At 40.1% G+C, this 19,264-nt stretch carries 16 protein-coding genes; 8 read left to right on the top strand and 8 right to left on the bottom strand.

The annotated features are described in order from the left end of the window. Positions 1–17 precede the first annotated feature (17 nt). Together Q0954_RS22600 and Q0954_RS22595 are read right to left on the bottom strand one after the other, a co-directional pair. Positions 18–677, bottom strand: coding sequence for a DUF2461 domain-containing protein (locus tag Q0954_RS22600; RefSeq protein WP_299460705.1), 660 nt, complete (start codon positions 675–677; stop codon positions 18–20). A 105-nt stretch (positions 678–782) separates the two neighbouring features. Next, on the bottom strand, positions 783–2,705 hold the full coding sequence (locus Q0954_RS22595) for a transglutaminase-like domain-containing protein (protein ID WP_299460703.1): 1,923 nt from the start codon (positions 2,703–2,705) through the stop codon (positions 783–785). 216 nt (positions 2,706–2,921) lie between these two features. Here Q0954_RS22595 and Q0954_RS22590 point away from each other — a divergent pair, with 216 nt between their 5' ends. The 3 genes from Q0954_RS22590 (at position 2,922) to Q0954_RS22580 (ending at position 6,427) form a co-directional block, all read left to right on the top strand. Next, the gene (locus tag Q0954_RS22590; protein ID WP_299460701.1) at positions 2,922–4,370 is read left to right on the top strand and encodes a methylmalonyl-CoA mutase family protein; all 1,449 of its coding nucleotides are present in this window, start codon (positions 2,922–2,924) and stop codon (positions 4,368–4,370) included. Positions 4,371–4,644: 274 nt separating this feature from the next. After that, a complete protein-coding gene (locus tag Q0954_RS22585; RefSeq protein ID WP_299460699.1) occupies positions 4,645–5,598 on the top strand; it encodes a leucine-rich repeat domain-containing protein in 954 nt (317 codons plus the stop codon). Between the two features lie 568 nt (positions 5,599–6,166). Further along, the gene (locus tag Q0954_RS22580) at positions 6,167–6,427 is read left to right on the top strand and encodes a hypothetical protein (RefSeq protein WP_299460697.1); all 261 of its coding nucleotides are present in this window, start codon (positions 6,167–6,169) and stop codon (positions 6,425–6,427) included. 262 nt (positions 6,428–6,689) lie between these two features. Here the strand turns inward: Q0954_RS22580 and Q0954_RS22575 are convergent, their stop codons facing one another. Further along, on the bottom strand, positions 6,690–7,100 hold the full coding sequence (locus tag Q0954_RS22575; RefSeq protein ID WP_299460695.1) for a hypothetical protein: 411 nt from the start codon (positions 7,098–7,100) through the stop codon (positions 6,690–6,692). A 279-nt stretch (positions 7,101–7,379) separates the two neighbouring features. After that, positions 7,380–9,647: an aconitate hydratase gene (locus Q0954_RS22570; protein ID WP_299460693.1), complete on the bottom strand. Its 2,268-nt coding sequence runs from the start codon at positions 9,645–9,647 to the stop codon at positions 7,380–7,382. Between the two features lie 561 nt (positions 9,648–10,208). On the opposite strand from Q0954_RS22570, the gene Q0954_RS22565 reads away from it, so the two are divergent. The 3 genes from Q0954_RS22565 to Q0954_RS22555 all read left to right on the top strand — a co-directional run bounded on the left by Q0954_RS22565 (position 10,209) and on the right by Q0954_RS22555 (position 13,357). Then, positions 10,209–11,294, top strand: a complete 1,086-nt coding sequence (locus Q0954_RS22565) for a hypothetical protein (protein WP_299460691.1) — start codon at positions 10,209–10,211, stop codon at positions 11,292–11,294. 8 nt (positions 11,295–11,302) lie between these two features. After that, positions 11,303–12,352 carry an alpha/beta hydrolase gene (locus Q0954_RS22560; protein WP_299460689.1) on the top strand — a complete coding sequence of 350 codons (1,050 nt, stop codon included), beginning with the start codon at positions 11,303–11,305 and terminating at the stop codon, positions 12,350–12,352. A gap of 318 nt (positions 12,353–12,670) precedes the next feature. Then, positions 12,671–13,357: a hypothetical protein gene (locus tag Q0954_RS22555; RefSeq protein ID WP_299460687.1), complete on the top strand. Its 687-nt coding sequence runs from the start codon at positions 12,671–12,673 to the stop codon at positions 13,355–13,357. Positions 13,358–13,439: 82 nt separating this feature from the next. On the opposite strand, the gene Q0954_RS22550 is transcribed toward Q0954_RS22555, so the two are convergent. Continuing rightward, positions 13,440–14,045 carry a hypothetical protein gene (locus tag Q0954_RS22550; RefSeq protein WP_299460685.1) on the bottom strand — a complete coding sequence of 202 codons (606 nt, stop codon included), beginning with the start codon at positions 14,043–14,045 and terminating at the stop codon, positions 13,440–13,442. 240 nt (positions 14,046–14,285) lie between these two features. Between Q0954_RS22550 and Q0954_RS22545 the strand changes: the two genes are divergently transcribed. Continuing rightward, the gene (locus Q0954_RS22545; RefSeq protein ID WP_299460742.1) at positions 14,286–15,077 is read left to right on the top strand and encodes an SDR family oxidoreductase; all 792 of its coding nucleotides are present in this window, start codon (positions 14,286–14,288) and stop codon (positions 15,075–15,077) included. Between the two features lie 151 nt (positions 15,078–15,228). Here the strand turns inward: Q0954_RS22545 and Q0954_RS22540 are convergent, their stop codons facing one another. The 3 genes from Q0954_RS22540 to Q0954_RS22530 form a co-directional block, all read right to left on the bottom strand. Next, positions 15,229–16,197, bottom strand: a complete 969-nt coding sequence (locus Q0954_RS22540) for an alpha/beta fold hydrolase (RefSeq protein WP_299460683.1) — start codon at positions 16,195–16,197, stop codon at positions 15,229–15,231. Between the two features lie 47 nt (positions 16,198–16,244). Next, positions 16,245–16,730, bottom strand: a complete 486-nt coding sequence (locus Q0954_RS22535) for a hypothetical protein (protein WP_299460681.1) — start codon at positions 16,728–16,730, stop codon at positions 16,245–16,247. Between the two features lie 247 nt (positions 16,731–16,977). Beyond that, the gene (locus Q0954_RS22530; protein ID WP_299460679.1) at positions 16,978–17,949 is read right to left on the bottom strand and encodes an alpha/beta fold hydrolase; all 972 of its coding nucleotides are present in this window, start codon (positions 17,947–17,949) and stop codon (positions 16,978–16,980) included. Between the two features lie 321 nt (positions 17,950–18,270). On the opposite strand from Q0954_RS22530, the gene prs reads away from it, so the two are divergent. After that, positions 18,271–19,191 (top strand): ribose-phosphate diphosphokinase, encoded by a 921-nt coding sequence (gene prs, locus Q0954_RS22525; protein ID WP_299460677.1) that lies wholly within the window; start codon positions 18,271–18,273, stop codon positions 19,189–19,191. Positions 19,192–19,264: the final 73 nt, after the last annotated feature.

Genomic DNA, 19,264 nt, shown 5'->3' with positions numbered 1-19,264 from the left:
TGAACAGCCTGCCCCAACTACTCCATGGCGGTATTCAAAAAGTCGTTGATTGGTTTCATTGCTTCAAAAGCCTGTACAATCAAGGCTTTGTAGTTTTTGCTCTGCACCTGTTTATCCGTTATTTTGTGCCACATTGTAAAACTCTTATGACGCAGTAGGTCAATATTGGGGTTATCTTTTTTGTAGCCTTTTGGCGAAGTTTTTACTTGTTCGCCCGATAAGGTGCCAAAATATTTTTTAAAGTCATCGGCTGCCAACAATTTTCTAAACGCTGCTGCATTATAATCAATCTCCTGGCGTATTTTTGCCAGGTTTTCGGAGGCAGGCATATAACAGCCCCCTGCCATAAACGATTCGCCTCCTGGCTGTATTTGCAAATAATACCCAGCCCAGTGCGATTTGCGCCCACCTTTGGTAATAGATGCGCCAAAGTTAAGTTTATAAGGGCTTTTGTCTTTACTAAATCGAACATCGCGATGAAGGCGAAAGAGACAATCTTTAGCAGTAAGTCCAGTTATATTGGGGTCAAAAGTCGCTATTTCGTCTATGACTTCACTGGTGAGCCCCTCAAAATCTTTCTTGGCTTGTTGGTATGCTTTTTTGTTGTCCTGCATCCATTCACGGGTGTTGTTTTGGGCAAGGTCAGCCAAAAAACGCAATATGTTTTGGGTATCCATGAGTAGTATATTGATTGGTTTGGACACAAGGTAAAAATAAAAAAAAGAGGCTGAAAATAATTCATCTTTGATAACAAGTGATAGTTAAACAAGTGTCTGGTATAACTACTGTTTTTTAACTAAAATGACCTGATCATTGTAGATTTTGTTCAAAGCATCAATTGCTTTATTCCAGGCTTCAAAATCTGTTTTTTTGATCAGGCTATTTTGGGTCGATATTTCTTTAGTATAAATTAGCTGATTGCCCTCAGTTTTAAAATGAACTTTAAACGCAAACATTGGGTGCGTTTGAATAAGTGGGGTAGGGAGGTGCTTTACCCGATAACCTTTGGGCAGCTGGAGTATAATTTTGGTTTGACGCAACACTTTTTCTTGGAGGTCAAGGCTGCTGAAACGCTTTTTAGCAATTTTGTGCGCTTTAAAATCTTTATAAAAATCAAGGTCTATGTATAGCTCATTGTCAAACCTGGCCACCATATTGTCCAGCTTTACCTTATAATTGATGACAAAAGCACCCGCTCGTTTCTGAAGGTGGCTAAATCTAATACTATCGGCAAAGCAATTCTTACTGTCGAGGTCTACAATAAACCGAATCAACTCCTGGGGTTTCTTTTGGGGGGTGTGATTCAAAAAATATAATAATTGTTTTTTTTGTTCGCCATAATACGTCTGTTGACAACTACCTTTGAGGCTTTCACCCTCTATTACAAGGTTTTGGGTGAGGCTTATTTTGTTTTCTCCCGGCACGGCCACTGGTATTTTTTCCAGTAAATAAGTATCCCCATTTTCAATCAATACTGGTCTGCCTTGAATTCGCTCGGCATACTTGCCAAAAGGCACATACTTTTCGGTAGCGTCCAGATAATACTTTTGATTGTTGAACATGAGCGTACAAATCATGTGGTTGGCCACTGCTATAGAGGGTAGGGTATAGTCATACACAATGCGTTTGGTGCCAATCCAGGTAAGGCGTGCATCAAAGCCAGCAAGCTTGAGCATTGTTTTCATAAGATTAGCCATTCCTTTACAATCACCGTACTTTTTCTGATATACTTTTTGAGCACTTTCGGGTTTAAAAGCCGCCATGCCATCTTCAAAAGCAATGTACCGGATATTGTCTTGTACCCAATAAAAAATAGCTTTGATTTGCTCTATTTTAGTTTTTTTATCAGCAATCAACCTGTTTACCAGTGGTTTCAAGGCTTCAGTTTGGTTGTTTGTTTGTCTGGCTACCTTGCGGTACCATTGGTACAAATCATCTATAGACCCCAGCAAAGCCACCTTTTTCCCGTTTTGTGTAAACCCCTTTGATAGCACCAATACATGGGGGTAAGTATGGGTTTTACCTGGCACATCGTCGTAGCTTTCTATAGCAGGTAGTTGCCGCATGCTAAAAATATGGTGGGTGTTACCATCTGTTTTTATTACCTTTTTGTGCTGTATGTCAAACCCCATAAAATTAAACGGTTTGAGTGTTACATCCATCCATTGAGGCACTTTGAATGTCACCGTTTGTGCAATGACCGGAAGTTCATCGTTAAAAAAAACGGTGGTGAAATAGCGGGGATCATTATAAGTTTTTTTGAGCAAAAGCCCTTGAATATCTCCAATAGTACGCAGGGAAAAAGGGTATTGGCATACTTGTGCATCAGAATAAAAAATGCCATTAGAATTATAATTGCCACATACAACTTCTTGACTTAAGGTAGCTTGATTATTAGTACCAAAACGTTTGGTTTCTTTTATTTTGCTATGTTGGTCATAAAACGAAAATCGTCGAAGTTTTTCTCCTCCCCGCAAGGCCAGGTAGGTCTCTTGACGGGTTTCTGTAATATAAGGCAGGGCGTTTTTATCATTGTACCCAAACTCATAGGTGATGTCAGAGTGGAGCACCACTGCCTTGGTGTTGGGGTAGCGTAGTTGGTATTTTTGTGCCAACAGTACGTTTTTACTTTGAGAAAATACAAGGCTATGACTGAGTACAGGTGCCAAGGTAGCAATAAGGGAAAAAATACGTAGTTTGTACATAGAGTATCTGTTTTAAGGGCAATTATGTTTATATATACTCCAATCACCTATAATTGATGTGTAGATTAAAAAATGAACGCTTGACTAGAGGTGCTTTGCCCGATAAATTTTAAATTTGCTAAATAATTTTTAGCTTGCATATTAGTATTCTATTGCGTTTAGAGGGTAATACAATACAGGTTCAGAAAATCACACCAAAAGTGACTTTATACATTCATGAGTACGCAATCACACGAAAAATTACTACAGGAATTTGAAACCAGCAACAAAGCAGCCTGGATAGAAAAGGCAGTTGAAAGACTAAAGGATAAAGACTTTCAGGCGTTGGGTTCTGTTACCTATGAAGGAATCCGACAAAGTCCTTTTTATACAGCTGAAGACCAAATCTATAATGCACTTACTGCTACTGACTTTGGCAATGCTGCCCAGTGGCAAAACCGTGAAATTATTCACTTCTTTCCCTGGGTGGACAATGATCAGGACTTGCGCATAGAAGATGCTCCCCAGCTTGCCCAAAGTGCCAATCAGTTGGCGTTGCAGGCTTTGGCAAAAGGAGCCGATGCAGTACACTTTGACTTGTTTGGTGTAGATGTTACACTGGTAGATTTTGATGTACTTTTACAGGGAATTGATCTCGAAAAAAATGCTGTAGGTTTTTCTTTTGATGGACGCATTGAACCTTTTATTTCGCAAATGGACAATACGCAGTGGAAGGGAACCATAGACTACGATTTTTTGGCCAACTGGACTATTAGTGGGCATTACCACAATACTGTATTTGAAGACCTTGCCGAACTTATTCACTATACCCATCACCGTCCAAAGGTCAAGGCTTTGACCATTAACACCAATCACCTGCACAATGCTGGAGCCAATGCAGTACAAGAACTTGCGTTTGGTATAGCTACAGCTGTAGAGTATATCCACCAGCTGACTGACCTGGGGCTCGATCTCCCTCTTTTATTACGCAATGTAGAGTTTTCGATGGGTACAGGTAGCAATTATTTTATGGAAATTGCTAAATTCAGGGCTTTGAGAATACTTTGGAAACAAATATTGACAGGGTATGAGGTAGACACCGCTCAGTTTCCTGTGAGTATACACGCTCAAACCTCGGTATGGAACAAAACTGTTTCGGACGTGTACGTGAATATGTTGCGTAGTACTACCGAAGCTATGTCAGCCGTGATAGGAGGGAGTGATGCTTTGAGCGTATTGCCTTATAATGATTTTTTTACTGAACCCGACGAGTTTGCCCGTCGCATAGCCCGCAATGTATCTACTTTGCTCAAAGAAGAATCTTATCTTGACAAGGTAATAGATGTTGCTTCAGGAGCTTATTATATAGAAAATCTGACTCAGAGCCTGGCAAAGCAAAGTTGGGCACTTTTTCAGCAAACCGAACAACGAGGTGGGTTTATGAAAGCTTTCAAAGAAGGCTTTATTCAAACCGAAATAGAAAAGGTAGCCAGTGAACGAATTGCCAATGCTGAGACAGGCAAAGATGTATTGGTGGGTACTAACAAATACCAAAACCCAAACGAGGTCTTGGAAAATATTCCGGAATATGCCGAATCTGTTGAAGCTCAAAATGGGTTAAGACTTTTGCGGCTTCGAAGGGTAGCTGAAGGCATAGAACGGCAAAAATTGCAGGAGAATAAGTAGTTTGGGATAAAAAAACAGGAAAAATAGAAAGTATAGGAGAATATTATTGTTGTTATTACTTTGAACACTTAATTTTATTCCTTGAGTTATAACCATTAGTCAGTATTCATTCTTTGCTTGGAATAAAATTGGCTATGAAGTTGATAACACTTTGTACGATAAAATAATTTTTTTGCGAATCAATATATAACAATCAATTTGGCGGTTGGGGATTTTTTTTAGTATGATCGTATCACTAAAAAAATGTTCCCTTCTTTAACCACACAATAGACAAATGAGCAATACACCAGGAAATATTCTAAAGAAAATAGAGAAAGCCCAGGAAGAACAGTCAAAAGAGCTATACTTATATTGGCACCCGGAACTTACTGAGTTCCCTGAAGAAGTTTTTGCCTTAGAACAATTAGAAGTACTAAGAGTGGGCGGTAGTTTTGAGGAAAACTGCACAATTGAAATTATCCCAGATGAGATAAAGTCTCTTAAAAACCTCAAAGAGTTTCATTTAGGGTTTGCCCAGCTTACCACCTTGCCTGATGCATTGCTGGAGCTACCCCATCTAAAAATATTAGGGCTTACCCGTAACTTGTTTACAGAAGTACCTGAGCAGGTAATGAAAATGACGGCTTTGGAAAACCTTTCGTTGGCGGGCAATCTGCTTGAATCTTTTCCAGAAGACATGAGTATTTTTACTGAACTTCATTCTCTGGATATTTCAGGAAACGACTTTGCCGAAATTCCTGCAAGTGTATTTCAACTAAGTAAACTTGAAGAGCTGTACGCCAACTTTAATTTGCTTACGGCTATTCCTGAAGAAATAGCGAATCTAAAGGAACTGAAAGAGCTTTACCTGATGTATAACGAGATAAGCGAAATACCAGAAGCATTGCTTAAGTTACCAAAAATTGAAAAAATGAACCTTTTGTGTAACCCTATAAAGAGCATTCCTGAGGTGATTACTTCCTCTTCGTTGCAGTCTATGGCATTGAACATAGAAGACGAAGAAGCTAAAGTAATGATGAATGATATGAAAATAGGACGGGCTTTGGTATATGGTATGCGTGAACCAAGTCAAGCATCTGAACGATATTTTAAACAGATTCAGTATCCTAAAATTAATAATGTACCCAAAGAAATTATCAGACAAGGAACCCAGGCCATCAAAGAGTTTATGTTAGACCTCAACCTTGAAGATACTTCGGTAGATATAGACGAGGAGATCAACCTGTAAGTACTTTCTCTTTTTTTATAAAATAAACATCACCCTGCGTTCATTATCTTATGTATGAGCGCAGGGTTTGCTTTAGGGGACGAGTAGCTTGGTCAAACCTATAGCTTACTGCCATAAGCCCAACTATATCACCATATTTGAGTGTGCTAGTGCACTTGATCCCTAAATAAGAATATTTTTTCAAGTAAATTTATTTCCCCATCTCCCTATCTCCCAACACCGTTTTGACTACCTGTATGAGTTAAATTAAAAATATTTTTTTTGTTTAATTTGCTCATTAAAATAGCAAGGTGAAGTGCTTTTTGTTCCTGGATTGTAGTATATTTGTTTAAATAATAAGCAAAAGAAACTCTTGTTAACAAATATATAGAATATTATTTACTCAATACAAAAATGCAAACACGTTATCAAAAGTCCGTGAAGAGACTCAATAAAGTTGTAAGTCTTATAGAAAGTCTAGATAAGAAAACACAAAAAAATACAAAAAAGCCAGCTAAACAAGAATAAGTACAAATTGACCCAACAATTTTCTTTCATACTTTTTGAACACTAATTTTTATTCTACAATATGAACAATTTAGCATCTGAATTTATTTGGGAGATCAACACCTCTAAAACTCCCAAAAAGCGCAAAAAAAGCACAGGGCATTCTACTGCGGCTTCGCTCAAGCAAGAAATGACTCAGTTAAAAATAGAACTCAAAAATAGAATGACCTGCCTCGAAGAAGAGTTAGGAACTCTAAAAGCCGAAAATGCAGAGCTACGTAATGAAATAAAAGTATATGCAACCATTATGAGTGAGATTCAGAATTCATCACCCTGGACTTAAAAATATACACTAACACTGAACACTAAAAACCTGGCAGGGTAGATATTCCTGCCTTTTTTACAACCAAACTATTTTGTAACTATTTTTTGCATAAGCACTAACATATCAAAAGCACAAATTGCCCTGTTGTTGGGGCATATTTGTATGGGGAATCCAAACCAGCTAGCCAAAACCTAACTTCAAGTTGTGAATACCACAAAAAAACCTGAGTTTATTGAACTCAGGTTTTTTTTATGCCATTATCTTGCTTTGGAATCATTCCTTAACTACTCTTGAGCCACTCCAATGCCTCATCGGGTTGCTCAAACCATTTGACAGTAATTTTGTCTGAAAAATTAGGTTGGTTGTCTATTTGGCCTTGTAGGTTTTGGATAGATACCTGATAGAAAATATCTTCAGGCGGAACAAGTGCAGCAGTGAGGTTGTTCATGCTGGCTAGTAGCTTAGGCAATATGTTTTGCATGAGCCACTCAACGCTTTTCAGAGAAACAACCTTTGTATCCTGATCATTGATCAATAGTTTGTTGATCTGATGTTCAAGTAGTAAATCTGCCAGCGCGTACCAACTTCTTTGATATTCTTTGTCATTGATAAATGATTTTGACTTGACCAAAGCTATTTTATTGTCTTGATCAAGCTCTATACGAATAAATTTGTTATCACGGTAAACCATAATGGAGGATATAATTGGTTAAAAAACAGGGTAAAGTTGTATTTATTATTTACGAAAAACATGGGAAGGTAGGTCAAGGATGGGAGCAAAAAAAGAAGATTGACTGATATAGCCAACCTTCTGTATAATATAAGCGCTTGTTTTAAAATGCTGTCTTTGTTATTAAAAAGACTTGTTTTTCCCTTTTAGAATGACACAACCAACTCATTTTATTAACAGGCACAAGTGTATCATTAAGGCCAAAAACCAGCCGTTGGTGCTGGTTTTGGCAAAAATTATTTATGACTTATTTTGAGCCTTGATAAGGTTCAACGCCGACCCAGCCTTAAACCATTCAATTTGTGCCTGGTTGTAGGTATGGTTGGTTTTGATGGTATCTTTGCTACCATCTGCGTGTACTATTTCCACGGTTAAGGGCTTGTCAGGGGCAAAATTTTCTAAGTCAATAAAGTTAAATGTATCATCTTCCTGAATCAAGTCGTAGTCATTTTCGTTGGCAAACGTAATACCCAGCATCCCTTGTTTTTTAAGGTTAGTTTCGTGAATACGGGCAAACGATTTTACCAATACTACTTTTACCCCCAGATGACGAGGTTCCATAGCAGCGTGCTCGCGTGAAGAACCTTCGCCATAGTTGTGGTCACCCACTACTATGGTAGGAACGCCCTCAGCTTTATAAACACGTTGGGTAGCAGGTACTTCGCCATATTCGCCCGTAACCTGGTTTTTCACCTTATTGGTTTCTTTATTAAAAGCATTTACTGCACCAATCAAACAGTTATCAGAGATATTGTCGAGGTGACCACGGTAACGCAACCAAGGACCAGCCATAGAAATATGGTCAGTAGTACATTTACCAAAGGCTTTGATCAATAACTTGGCACCAGTAATATTCTTACCATCCCAAGGCTCAAAAGGAGTCAATAGCTGCAAGCGTTTAGAGTCAGGAGCAACTACCACCTCTACGTTTGATCCATCGGATGGAGGAGCTACATAACCTGCATCTTCTACATCAAAGCCCTTTGGAGGCAATTCCAGACCAGTGGGTTCTTCCAGCATTACTTCTTCACCTTTATCATTGATCAGCTTATCAGTGATAGGGTTAAAGTCTAAGCGACCAGAGATAGCAATGGCGGCTACCATTTCAGGTGAACTTACAAACGCGTGGGTGTTGGGGTTACCATCGGCACGTTTAGAGAAGTTACGGTTAAACGAGTGAACAATGGTGTTTTTCTCTTGTTTGTCAGCACCTGCTCTTGCCCATTGTCCAATACAAGGACCACAAGCATTGGTAAAGATACGTGCCTGTAGTTTTTCAAACACTTCTAATAAACCATCGCGCTCTGCTGTAAAACGTACTTGCTCAGACCCAGGGTTGATACCAAACTCTGCTTTGGTGACTAAGCCCTTGTCTACGGCTTGTTGGGCTACAGAAGCCGCTCTTGATAAATCTTCGTAAGATGAGTTGGTACAAGAACCAATCAATCCCCACTCTACGTCCATAGGCCAGTCATTGGCTTTGGCTTTTTCGGTCATTTCGCCTACTGGTGTGGCAAGGTCAGGAGTAAAAGGCCCATTTAAGTGAGGCTTAAGCTCAGAAAGGTTGATCTCAATTACTTGATCGAAATATTTTTCAGGGTTGGCATATACTTCGTCGTCTCCTGTCAAGTGTTCTTTTACCTTGTTGGCAGCATCGGCTACATCATTACGTTCGGTAGCACGCAGGTAGCGTTCCATAGACTCGTCGTAACCAAAAGTAGAAGTAGTAGCGCCTATTTCTGCTCCCATGTTACAAATGGTACCTTTACCAGTACAAGACATTGACTTGGCACCTTCGCCAAAATATTCAACAATAGCTCCGGTTCCTCCTTTTACAGTAAGTATGCCTGCTACTTTTAAAATTACATCCTTAGGAGAGCTCCAGCCAGAAAGTTTTCCGGTAAGTTTTACTCCAATCAACTTAGGGAATTTAAGTTCCCAAGGCATACCTGCCATTACATCTACAGCATCGGCACCACCTACACCAACGGCTACCATACCCAAGCCACCAGCGTTTACAGTATGAGAGTCAGTACCAATCATCATTCCACCAGGAAAAGCATAGTTTTCGAGCACTACCTGGTGAATAATACCAGCTCCTGGTTTCCAGAAACCAATGCCATATTTATTAGACACAGACCCCAAAAAGTTGAAAACCTCGTTACTAGTGTTCAAGGCTTCTTGCAAGTCTTTGTCAGCACCTATTTTTGCTTGAATCAAGTGGTCACAGTGTACAGTAGTAGGCACAGCTACTTTTGGTTTTCCGGCTTGCATAAATTGCAACAAAGCCATTTGTGCAGTAGCATCCTGGCAAGCAATACGGTCAGGGGCAAAATCTACGTAGTCTTTACCACGGGTAAATGCTTTAGTGGGGTTGCCATCCCAAAGGTGGGCGTATAATATTTTTTCTGATAGCGTAAGGGGGTGGTTTACAATTTTTCGGGCGGCTTCTACACGCTCAGTTATTTGAGCATACACCGCTTTTATCATATCTATATCAAAAGCCATAATTAGAATTTGTTTATATATTGTAGTCGAAATCAAATACCAGCCAGTGGCTGTAAACTTATAGACAAAAATAGGAAATACTGCCTGTATTCAAAATAAACCAGAGGGGTATTCCAGCGTAATTTCGCTAATTCAGAAACAGTCTTTAAAAGGCTTTGACAAACATTGTATTTTGTAAGGAATATGTGGTGATATAAATGGTAGGTTTAGTCACTCTTCCAAACAGGTTTTTAAACCCTTCATTATATACATCAATACTCCGCAGTGATTTTAGTCAGAGTTGATTACTGATTACCTTCGGTGAGCACCGATATACATCGGTATCTAAGGACTTGCGACTTGTCGCTTGAAGCTTGCCCCTGTCGGGGCTGTGGACTATTGATACATAATTCCCCAACAAATATTGTCCATTTTGAACCACCGCCCTCACCTCAAATCCTCCTATCTTTGAACAAATAGCCAATCAGTTGATGTCGCTGCTCTCTGATGGATACTATGTTTTATTCTTATAACACTTGCTACTTGAAACTAAGCGCTTGTAGCTACTTAACACACACCTGTATGAAATATCAAAGCATAATTTTATTGGCTTGTTTGCTGCTCGCCCAGTTTGCAACTGCCCAAGTCCAAATCACCTTAAAACCAGCCCGGTTTTACATTGTTTCCCCCTCTTTTTATATAAAAAAGGTAATAGATAGCCGTAAAGACCAGCAAAATATTGGCTACACCAAAGATGTTTTGGAAGAAAAAGTGGCCATCAAGCTAAAGCCTGAAGTACCTAAGGCTATTCAAGTGTTTATTAATCAGTCAATTGTACCTACGCCACAGGCAACACCCATTATACTCCAAGTACTTTATTTACAGGTAAAAGAGGAGCAAACGTCTAGTTCGGAAATAACTGCCAGGGCTGAGATAAAGCTGGCGTTTTATGAAAAAGAGCAAGCTAAACTAAAAAAAATCTACTCTATAGAACATTACGAAGATAAAGTTTTTGCTACTTCAGCCCAATCTGACATTGCAGATTCACAAGAGAAAAGCATCAGAGGCTTGTTGGAGCATTGTTTAAAAAAGTTTGCCGAAGAAAGAAAAGCCAAACGGCTCACCGCTGAGTATGTGAGCCCTAAAGTGTTAAGTGAATCTTCGGCAGTGAGCAGGTTGACCATTACCAAAAATAAACCGTTGGGGCAATGGCATAACCTGCTCACCTTTAAAAGAAGCGCAGGGCTGCATACTCAAGGTTGGCGGGTGAGCTATGTAGGTTTTTCTGATAGAGAAGAAGTCATTGTACCTTTTATGTTTTCATTGGGACAATCTCAAGTCAAGGAAACTACCATCAAGGGGGCAGAGTATCGGGTAATAGATGCCTACACCTTGGGCTTTGGAACTCAAGTATACATCAAGTTATTTTCAAACCTGTATGCAAACGTAGCTTTAAATGTACCAGTAGGATTAGAAGTTTTAAGAGACAGACAAGAAAAAAGGTCGCACAACTTTTTAATCGGGGTTGGTTCTAAGCAGGGGCTTATGTACATACCTAAGAGTTCACTGGGGATAGTGGTAGGAGGGAGTATTTTTCAGCAATTACAAACTTCGCGTGTTTTTAGCACCAATTGGGGCTTTGAACTGGAAATAGGTATCAAGTTTTAGAAATGCCCATGAAAAAAATCGTAAAAAAATCGTTGTTATGGCTGTTTTTACTGTTGCTGGCATTTTTTATCTGGCTACCAGCAGACAATTATACGGCTTATCCAATACGTTTTTTGAGTAATCAAGATACTTTATCGGGAGTGCTCAATGTGCCTGAAAATCTACCAAAAGACTCGCTTACGCTGTTGATCTTTGTACACGGAGATGGTGCCTTGCCTGCCAACGCCCACGGATATTACGAACCTATCTGGAGACATTTGGCGGCAAAAGGGGTGGCTACCCTGGCTTGGGATAAGAAAGGAGTAGGGGCTTCGCAAGGAAACTGGCTATCGCAAGATATGGAAGCACGAGCCCAAGAAGTAAGAGATGCGCTAAAGTATGTACGTACCAGCCAAAAGTGGCGATTTTCAAAAATTGGGGTGATTGGTTTTAGTCAGGGAGGCTGGGTGCTTCCTTTGTTAAATCATCATTCAAAGGCTCAGCTCAGTTTTATGATCATAGTCTCAGGGGCAGTCAACTGGAGGCAACAAAGTAACTATTTGACCACCCAAAGGTTGAAAAGAGAAGGGAAAAGTACCTATGAGATTGCGAAAGGTTTGGCTCAAAACAAAGCAGATCATCAATTCTTACTTCAGAAAAAAAACTATGAAGCTTATGTAGCTTATGAGCGTAAAAAGCAGGCTACTGCAGGCACTACTCCTCGTTTAATGACCAAGGAACGCTATTATTTTGCGCAAAAAAATATACAAGCAGATGCAACGGAAGGACTTAAACGCCTTCAATGCCCAGTGTTTGCGTTGTTTGGTGATAAAGATTTGAATGTCAATTTTCAAAAGTCAGCGAGCGTTTACCGCAACATTTTTATGAAATATCATCCTCAGCAATGTGCCGTGAAGACTTACGCCAACGCGACCCATAGTTTACTCAAACATCGGCATTTTCAAAAAATACGCCCAGATGCGATTTTCATGTGGAAGTTTTGGCTTTGGGGAGGGCATGCCTTTGTTCCAGGGGTATTAGATGATATTCGAGCTTTTGCTTTACATCAAAAAAATTAGTGTTTATCTAGCTTCACAGAGGCAAGCCTCCTGCGGTTAAAGCGGTCGTTTATAGGAGGTTTTATAATGACTTTTCGGATTAGATGCGTCAAATCTAGCACAAATGAGTTTATACATCCTGCGAGTTAAGTTTGGGAGGTTCTGTCAACAGCGACGTTTTGACAAAATATAAGCTTGGTGGTTAGGAAAGAAAAACGAGCTGTTGTTGCTATCTCGTTTTTTTGCTTTAGAGTTTTATGTTTTTAGGATAAATAAAACCTTTTTTTGTGTAGAAAATGTGATAGTTTTGTGCAAACTCTAACTAAATCATTTATTACAATGAAATCAATACTTTTTATTTGCCTGTTAAGTATAGGCATGTCTAGCGCATGGGGACAGCATGCTGTCAAAATGCAAATTCAAGGAACCAAACTTACCGTGGGTGCCTCTGGTAAAGAAGTTTCTTGGGGTGAACGAAAAATTATTACCAAACGCGAAGCAATGGATTTGCTCAAGAGGCTTTATCAGTCGGTGCCCAGTAGTGATCGCAAAAAAGTAGAGAGTGCTTACAAAAAGGCTCAAAACTTTATCTCAAGAGCACCCAAAAACGGCGTAAGTACTTCGGGCAGCAAAACCAGTAAGTCTTTTAAAGCTGATGGGTTCAAAGGTTCAGAAGCCAGGGTTGACTTTGAACTTTTAAAAGGGGGTGCTTTTTCTAATGACAGGCATGTGGTGATTATCCGGATTATGGGTGATGACTTCACTGGAAACAAAACCTGGAAAAAAGTTTCTAAGCATATTGTCAACAAAAAAGACGCGTTAGATCAGTTAAAAAGGCTTTGGGGGCAGTTGAGCCGAGAACAACAGAAAAACAGAGACAGGGCTTATCAAGATGCCATTAGGTATATAAAAGATTGTGCTGAAAATGGCACTACCAACCGTAAGAAGGTGTTTAAAAACAGTAGTGTAAAAAAGCAAGAGAGAATAGAAATTAGCATTGAGCGAGGAGCTGCTTTTAGTCACTAACCTTTGTAAAATATACACTGTTTTGGATGATATACTGTTGGGGATCTTGATAAACCATCAAAATACCCAACAGTATTAAAGTCTAAATTAATACATACTTAAAATCTCCCAATTCTTTCTTAAGCTCAGGTGGCAAACCAAAATTATCATCCATAAAATTGTCAATTTCCCCGCGCGATTTTGCCGAAAGTAACTCCGCCATTTCTTCCATAGCTTCTCCACCAATCATATAAGGCATGTAAGTAAACACCATCTGTTTTCCAAAACATTGGCAATGCAATTGATACTCGTCGAGTTCGGTTTTTGGGGTGCCTTTTACAATACAGTTTTCTATCCAAGGCTCTATGTTCAATGTCTCTTCGTTGTTGAGCATAAGCAATTGGCGCTCTAGTGGGTTTACCTGCGACAAGAAATACTCTTCCATACGCTGCAACGACTCGGTAGATACTGCCTGCCGCATGCGCTCCATACAGTCGATACACATAGCGTACTCAAAAACGGTATCGGTTACCCCATGGTCTTTATAGTTGCGCACCGACTTTTCAATAAAATAGGTTACACCTTCATCCAGAAGGTAGGTTTCGCAGGAAATACATTTTTCAAAAGGCTTTTTGTCAAGAGAAGAACGAAAAATCTCAGGAATTTCGATCATTTCAGGTGTAAAGTCAAACGACTCAGGGGTATTCATATTACTAAAATTTTAGTGTTCAAAGTGCAAATTAATGATTTTCTGCCAAACTCGTACCAGCCTGGTAATATTCGATACAAAACCTATTTTGCTTGACTGGCACAACTAATCAAGGATTTATGCCAATAGGATAAATGATTTTGGCAGGGTTAGTTGCTTAAAGTTAAGAGAGATTGATTAAATTTGATGATTGATGAACCCCCACATTGGGGCAGTGAGTCATTAAATAATGAAGAATTTATGGATTTAAATCTACAGGGAAAGAACGCTTTTGTGGCTGGGAGTACCCAAGGTATAGGCAAAGCCAGTGCTATAGCATTGGCACAACTAGGAGCAAGAGTTACTTTGTTGGCAAGAAACGAAACCCGTTTGAAACATGTGCTCGAAGAGTTGGATACGTCGGCTGGGCAGGTACACGATTATATTTTGGTTGATTTTTCGGAACCTGACTCTTTACGCGAAAAAATAGACGCTTATTTGTCTGATACACCACAAGCCATTCACATACTGATTAATAACACGGGAGGACCTCCGGGTGGACCCATCGCCAACGCTGAAATAGAAGAGTTTAAGAGCGCTATAGACATGCACTTGGTATGTAACCATATATTAGTGCAAGGGCTTATGGAGGGGATGCGCAAAGAGGGCTTTGGGCGAATTGTGAATGTGATTTCTACTTCAGTAAAACAACCCATCAATGGCCTGGGGGTATCAAATACGGTGAGAGGTGCGGTAGCCAACTGGTCTAAAACATTGGCCAACGAGTTGGGACAATATGGCATTACAGTAAACAATGTATTGCCAGGTTTTACCAAAACAGCCCGCCTGGAGCAAATAGTAGAAAATCGTGCTCAAAAACTGAAAAAAAGCAATGAAGAAATAGAAGAAATAATGAAAGCAGGGGTTCCTGCCCGTCGTTTTGCCGAAGCCGAAGAAGTGGCCAACGCCATTGTATTTTTGGCGAGTCCAGCGGCAGGCTACATCAATGGTATTAATGTGCCAGTAGATGGAGGCCGCACGGCTTGTTTATAAAGCGCTGGGAACTTGGTTCTTGGGGTTTTTATCTTGTTTTGCAAGGAGCCGGAGGATTTATAGAACGCTAATTTTCAATAGTTTATAAAATCAATAATTCAAGGCCTGCTCTGACAAGTTTAGTAGCAGGCTTTATGGCTATAGAAATGGTTTACCTTTGTACAAACTCAAGCGCGCGTTGCTCAGACCAATACAAATCGCGTTGTTTTGCCGGGGCAAAACCACAATGCCCACCCTTTCGGGGAATTTCTAAAAAAACCTGGTCTAGCTTTTCAACCTGTGTTTTTGGGTAGCATGTAGGTGCCAAAAAACTGTCATTTTGAGCATTTACAATCAAGGTGGGAATAGCAATCGTATCTAAAAAATAACGGGCACTACATTGTTTGTAGTAGTCTTGTGCGTTTTCAAACCCATGCACAGGTGCTGTATATAAATTGTCAAAATCACGCAACGTTTTGATTTGTTGCATTATATCTGGTGCAAAGGCATCAGGGTATCGTTCAATCTTCGCCTTAAGTTTTTGTTTAAGGGTACGCAAAAAGCGCTTGGCATAAATAAAGTTATGAGGCTTGCTTATCTCATCGGCACAAGCCGCCAAATCTACGGGAGCCGAAAAAATCACCGATTTGGTGATCAGTTTTGACAATTGAGTCCCTTGTTCACCCAGGTATTTGAGGGTAAGGTTACCCCCCAGGCTAAACCCCACCATGACCACTTCTTGGTATACATCGAGCGAAAGCGCGTGTTGCACTACTGTTGCCAAATCATAAGTAGCCCCACTATGGTAAGCCTTGATCAAGCGATTGTTTTCTCCACTGCAGCCCCGATAGTTCCAGGTCAACACATCCCAGTTTTGTTGGCGAAAAGCCCGCACCATTCCTTTCATATAAGTACGGTGAGTGTCGCCTTCCAGACCGTGCGACATAATGACCAAACGATGTTGACCAGAGGGCGATTTGCACCAGTCAAGGTCAAGAAAGTCACCGTCTGGAGTGTCAATTCGTTCTCTTTGGTAATGTACGCCTTCAATCCGGCGCAGTATATTGGGATAAATGGTTTGTAAGTGCCTATTGGGTAACCAAAAAGGCGAACGATAAGAAGATTCTGAAATAACAGGCATTCGATTATTTAAAAAGTAAAAGCCCCCAAAAAGCGGGGGCAGGTTTTTCACAGTTTTTCAATGTCAAGCATAAAAAAACCATAACTATCATAATCGCCAAAATAGTTGGCGTTACCCTGAAGCCCCAAGGGATCCAGTTCATTGGTGATTTTTGTAATCATGGCAAAAAACTCCTTAGGATCAAATCCATTCAATAAGGGGTGTTGGGCTATACGTGCAATATTTTTGCTTTTTTGTGGGCGAATTTTCATCGGAATCCGCTTCTTTTTAAGTCTACGTCGGATTAAAAAATCTGCATAGCGCATCGTATCAAGCGCCTTATGAAGCATTACTTCATCTAATTGGTAAAAAAAATACCCTGTATCAGACTTTACAATCTTAAATTCCTCACTTTCAGGATATATGACTGGTTCACCAATTTTTCTCAGCTCACAGTTGAGCGGAGAATTGCTTTGATAACGATAAGCATAGGGCATAATCATAAACCCTAGTTCATTAAAAAACGAGTACCAAAATTTTCTGTCTCTTTTCATATCTCAATTGCCTGACGATTATTTCTAACCATGCTATTGAATCGTAACCACACATTATCACCCCATCTGGGCATTGCTGGCGATTAAGGGAGCAACCAATAAAAAGTATATGCATTTGATGGGTGATGCTTCACCCTCATGCTTTGTTAAATTTTTTGACCATAGCTACGGCTATGCTCGCAAAATTTGCCTTGCCTTAGAGCAAAGCCTCTACCCAAAAATGAGTACTTTATTTACTGGTTACTCCCTAACTGACAAATTCCAAAGCTCTTTTTTCTGACCAATACAATCCTTGTTTATCTGCCATCGGAAACCCACAATGTCCTCCTGTAGTTGGGTTTTCTACAAAAACATAAGGGTGATTTTGTGCCTGCGCTATGGGCGAGCATTCTGGCGAAAGAAACGAATCGTTAACGGCATTGACGATCAACGATGGGATTTGAATCTTATCAAGAAAAAAGCAGGCACTTACTTGGTTGAAATAATCCTCAGCATTTTTGAAGTTGTGGATAGGTGCCAGATAAATATCTATAAAATCGAGCAAAGAATCTACTTTTTTTAATAATTCGAGTGGTAATTCTTTGGGAAATAGTTTACTCTTGGTTTTTATTTTTTGCACCAATTTTTTTTTAAAATGTTGTTGGTATATCCAGTTATTGCGATTTTCGAGCAGGGGTGCGCTACTGCCCAAGTCGCAAGGGGTAGAAAAACTCACCGACTTTACAATGCGTGAATCAAGGTTTTTGCCTTGCTCACCCAAGTACTTCAGGTTAAGGTTACCCCCCAGGCTGAAGCCTACCAATACTATTTTTTCGTAAGAATAGCGAGCAAATACATGCTTTAGTACAGTGTCAAGGTCTTCGGTAATACCGTGATGATATAGTTTAACGGTACGGTTAGGCTCCCCACTACAGCCACGTAGGTTCCAGGCGAGCGCATCCCACCCCTGGGCGTTAAATGCCTTGGCCATGCCCAGCATATAGGTTCGGTTGGCGGCTCCTTCGAGCCCATGCGAGAGTATTACAAGTGAGCGTGTGGTGTGCTTATCGCCTGTTTTTGACCAGTCCAAGTCTAAAAAATCATCGTCAGGAGTTTGAATCCGTTCTCGTTGGTAGTTTACTCCTTTTACTGTTCTGAATACGTTGGGGTAGATGGTTTGCCAGTGACGGTTGGGCAACCAGGCAGGTGCTTTGTAAGACGAAGATTGAATTATGGGCATCAGTAATTTTTATTTAAGTGTTCAGCTACAGCCAGTACGAATGATTTAGGTCAAGTGTGTGAAGTTGTCAAAAATTCCTCCTCGTTTTTGTAGCCATAGATGAAAACGCAATTTGCAAATAATTTCAATTTTATTGCGCCTAATAAACGTAAAATCTCTGGTGACGGATCGGTTCTTTGGATTCCAAATAAAATCTTTCTAATTTAAAACTCAGCTGGGTACCCTATAGTATGTAGTACTAGCTAAAGTGCCGGTTGTCAGATATTTATGTGATAAAAACGAGGATGATTTGAAGAAAAATCAGCCACAAAATTAAAATATATGAAGATTATATTCAGTACTCAAAATTATGCCTATTTAAAGACCAAACTATTGGCGTTGGACAGTAGCTATGAAGATGGAGCAACCGAAGTGCGATTTTTTCCTGATGGCGAACGATACCAACGGATTTTGTCAGATGTAAACGGAAAAGATGTAGTGATAGTAGGAGGGACCATTGCCGACTCAGACACTCTTGAGTTGTTTGACATGGCCTGTGCTATAGAAAAGTATGGGGGAAAAACGCTTACTTTAGTGATCCCTTATTTTGGTTACTCTACGATGGAGCGGGCTGTAAAACCTGGCGAAGTGGTGACAGGTAAAAGTCGTGCCCGGCTATTGTCAGCCATTCCTATTACTGGAAGGGGCAATCAGGTATTATTGTTCGACTTACATACTTCGGGTTTGCAGCACTATTTCGAAGGCAATATTCGCCCGGTGCATATTTACTGTAAAGACCTGGTAATAGAGGCCGCCCGCGAGCTGGGAGGAGAAGACTTTATTTTGGCTTGTACCGATACGGGCAGAGCCAAATGGGTAGAGTCGCTGGCAAACGATATGGGCATTTTTGCGGCTTTTGTGTTTAAGCGACGCATTAGTGCCGAAAACACCCAGATCACGGGAATAAATGCCGATGTAAAAGGAAAAAATGTGGTGATTTATGATGATATGATTCGTACAGGTGGGTCGTTGATTAACGCTGCACAGGCGTATAAAGATGCGGGCGCTACTAAAATATCGGCGATTACGACTCACGGTATTTTTCCAAATAATGCCATGGAACGTTTGCAAAAAAGTGGATTATTTGAGTGTGTAGTATCTACCGACAGTCACCCTAATGCCGTAAAAGTAGAGTCGCCACTGCTTAAAATAAAAAGCATAGACCGTCTGATTATCGATAAATTGGAAGGGACAATTGCATAACAACATGTTCGCCATCCTCCATTTTAAAATCTGTGAATGGCTCCAATAGACAATGTATCTTTAAAATCTATTG

The sequence above is a fragment of the uncultured Microscilla sp. genome (assembly GCF_947493425.1).
Classification (GTDB): Bacteria; Bacteroidota; Bacteroidia; order Cytophagales; family Microscillaceae; genus Microscilla.
This window is presented reverse-complemented; position numbering and strand designations above follow the sequence as displayed.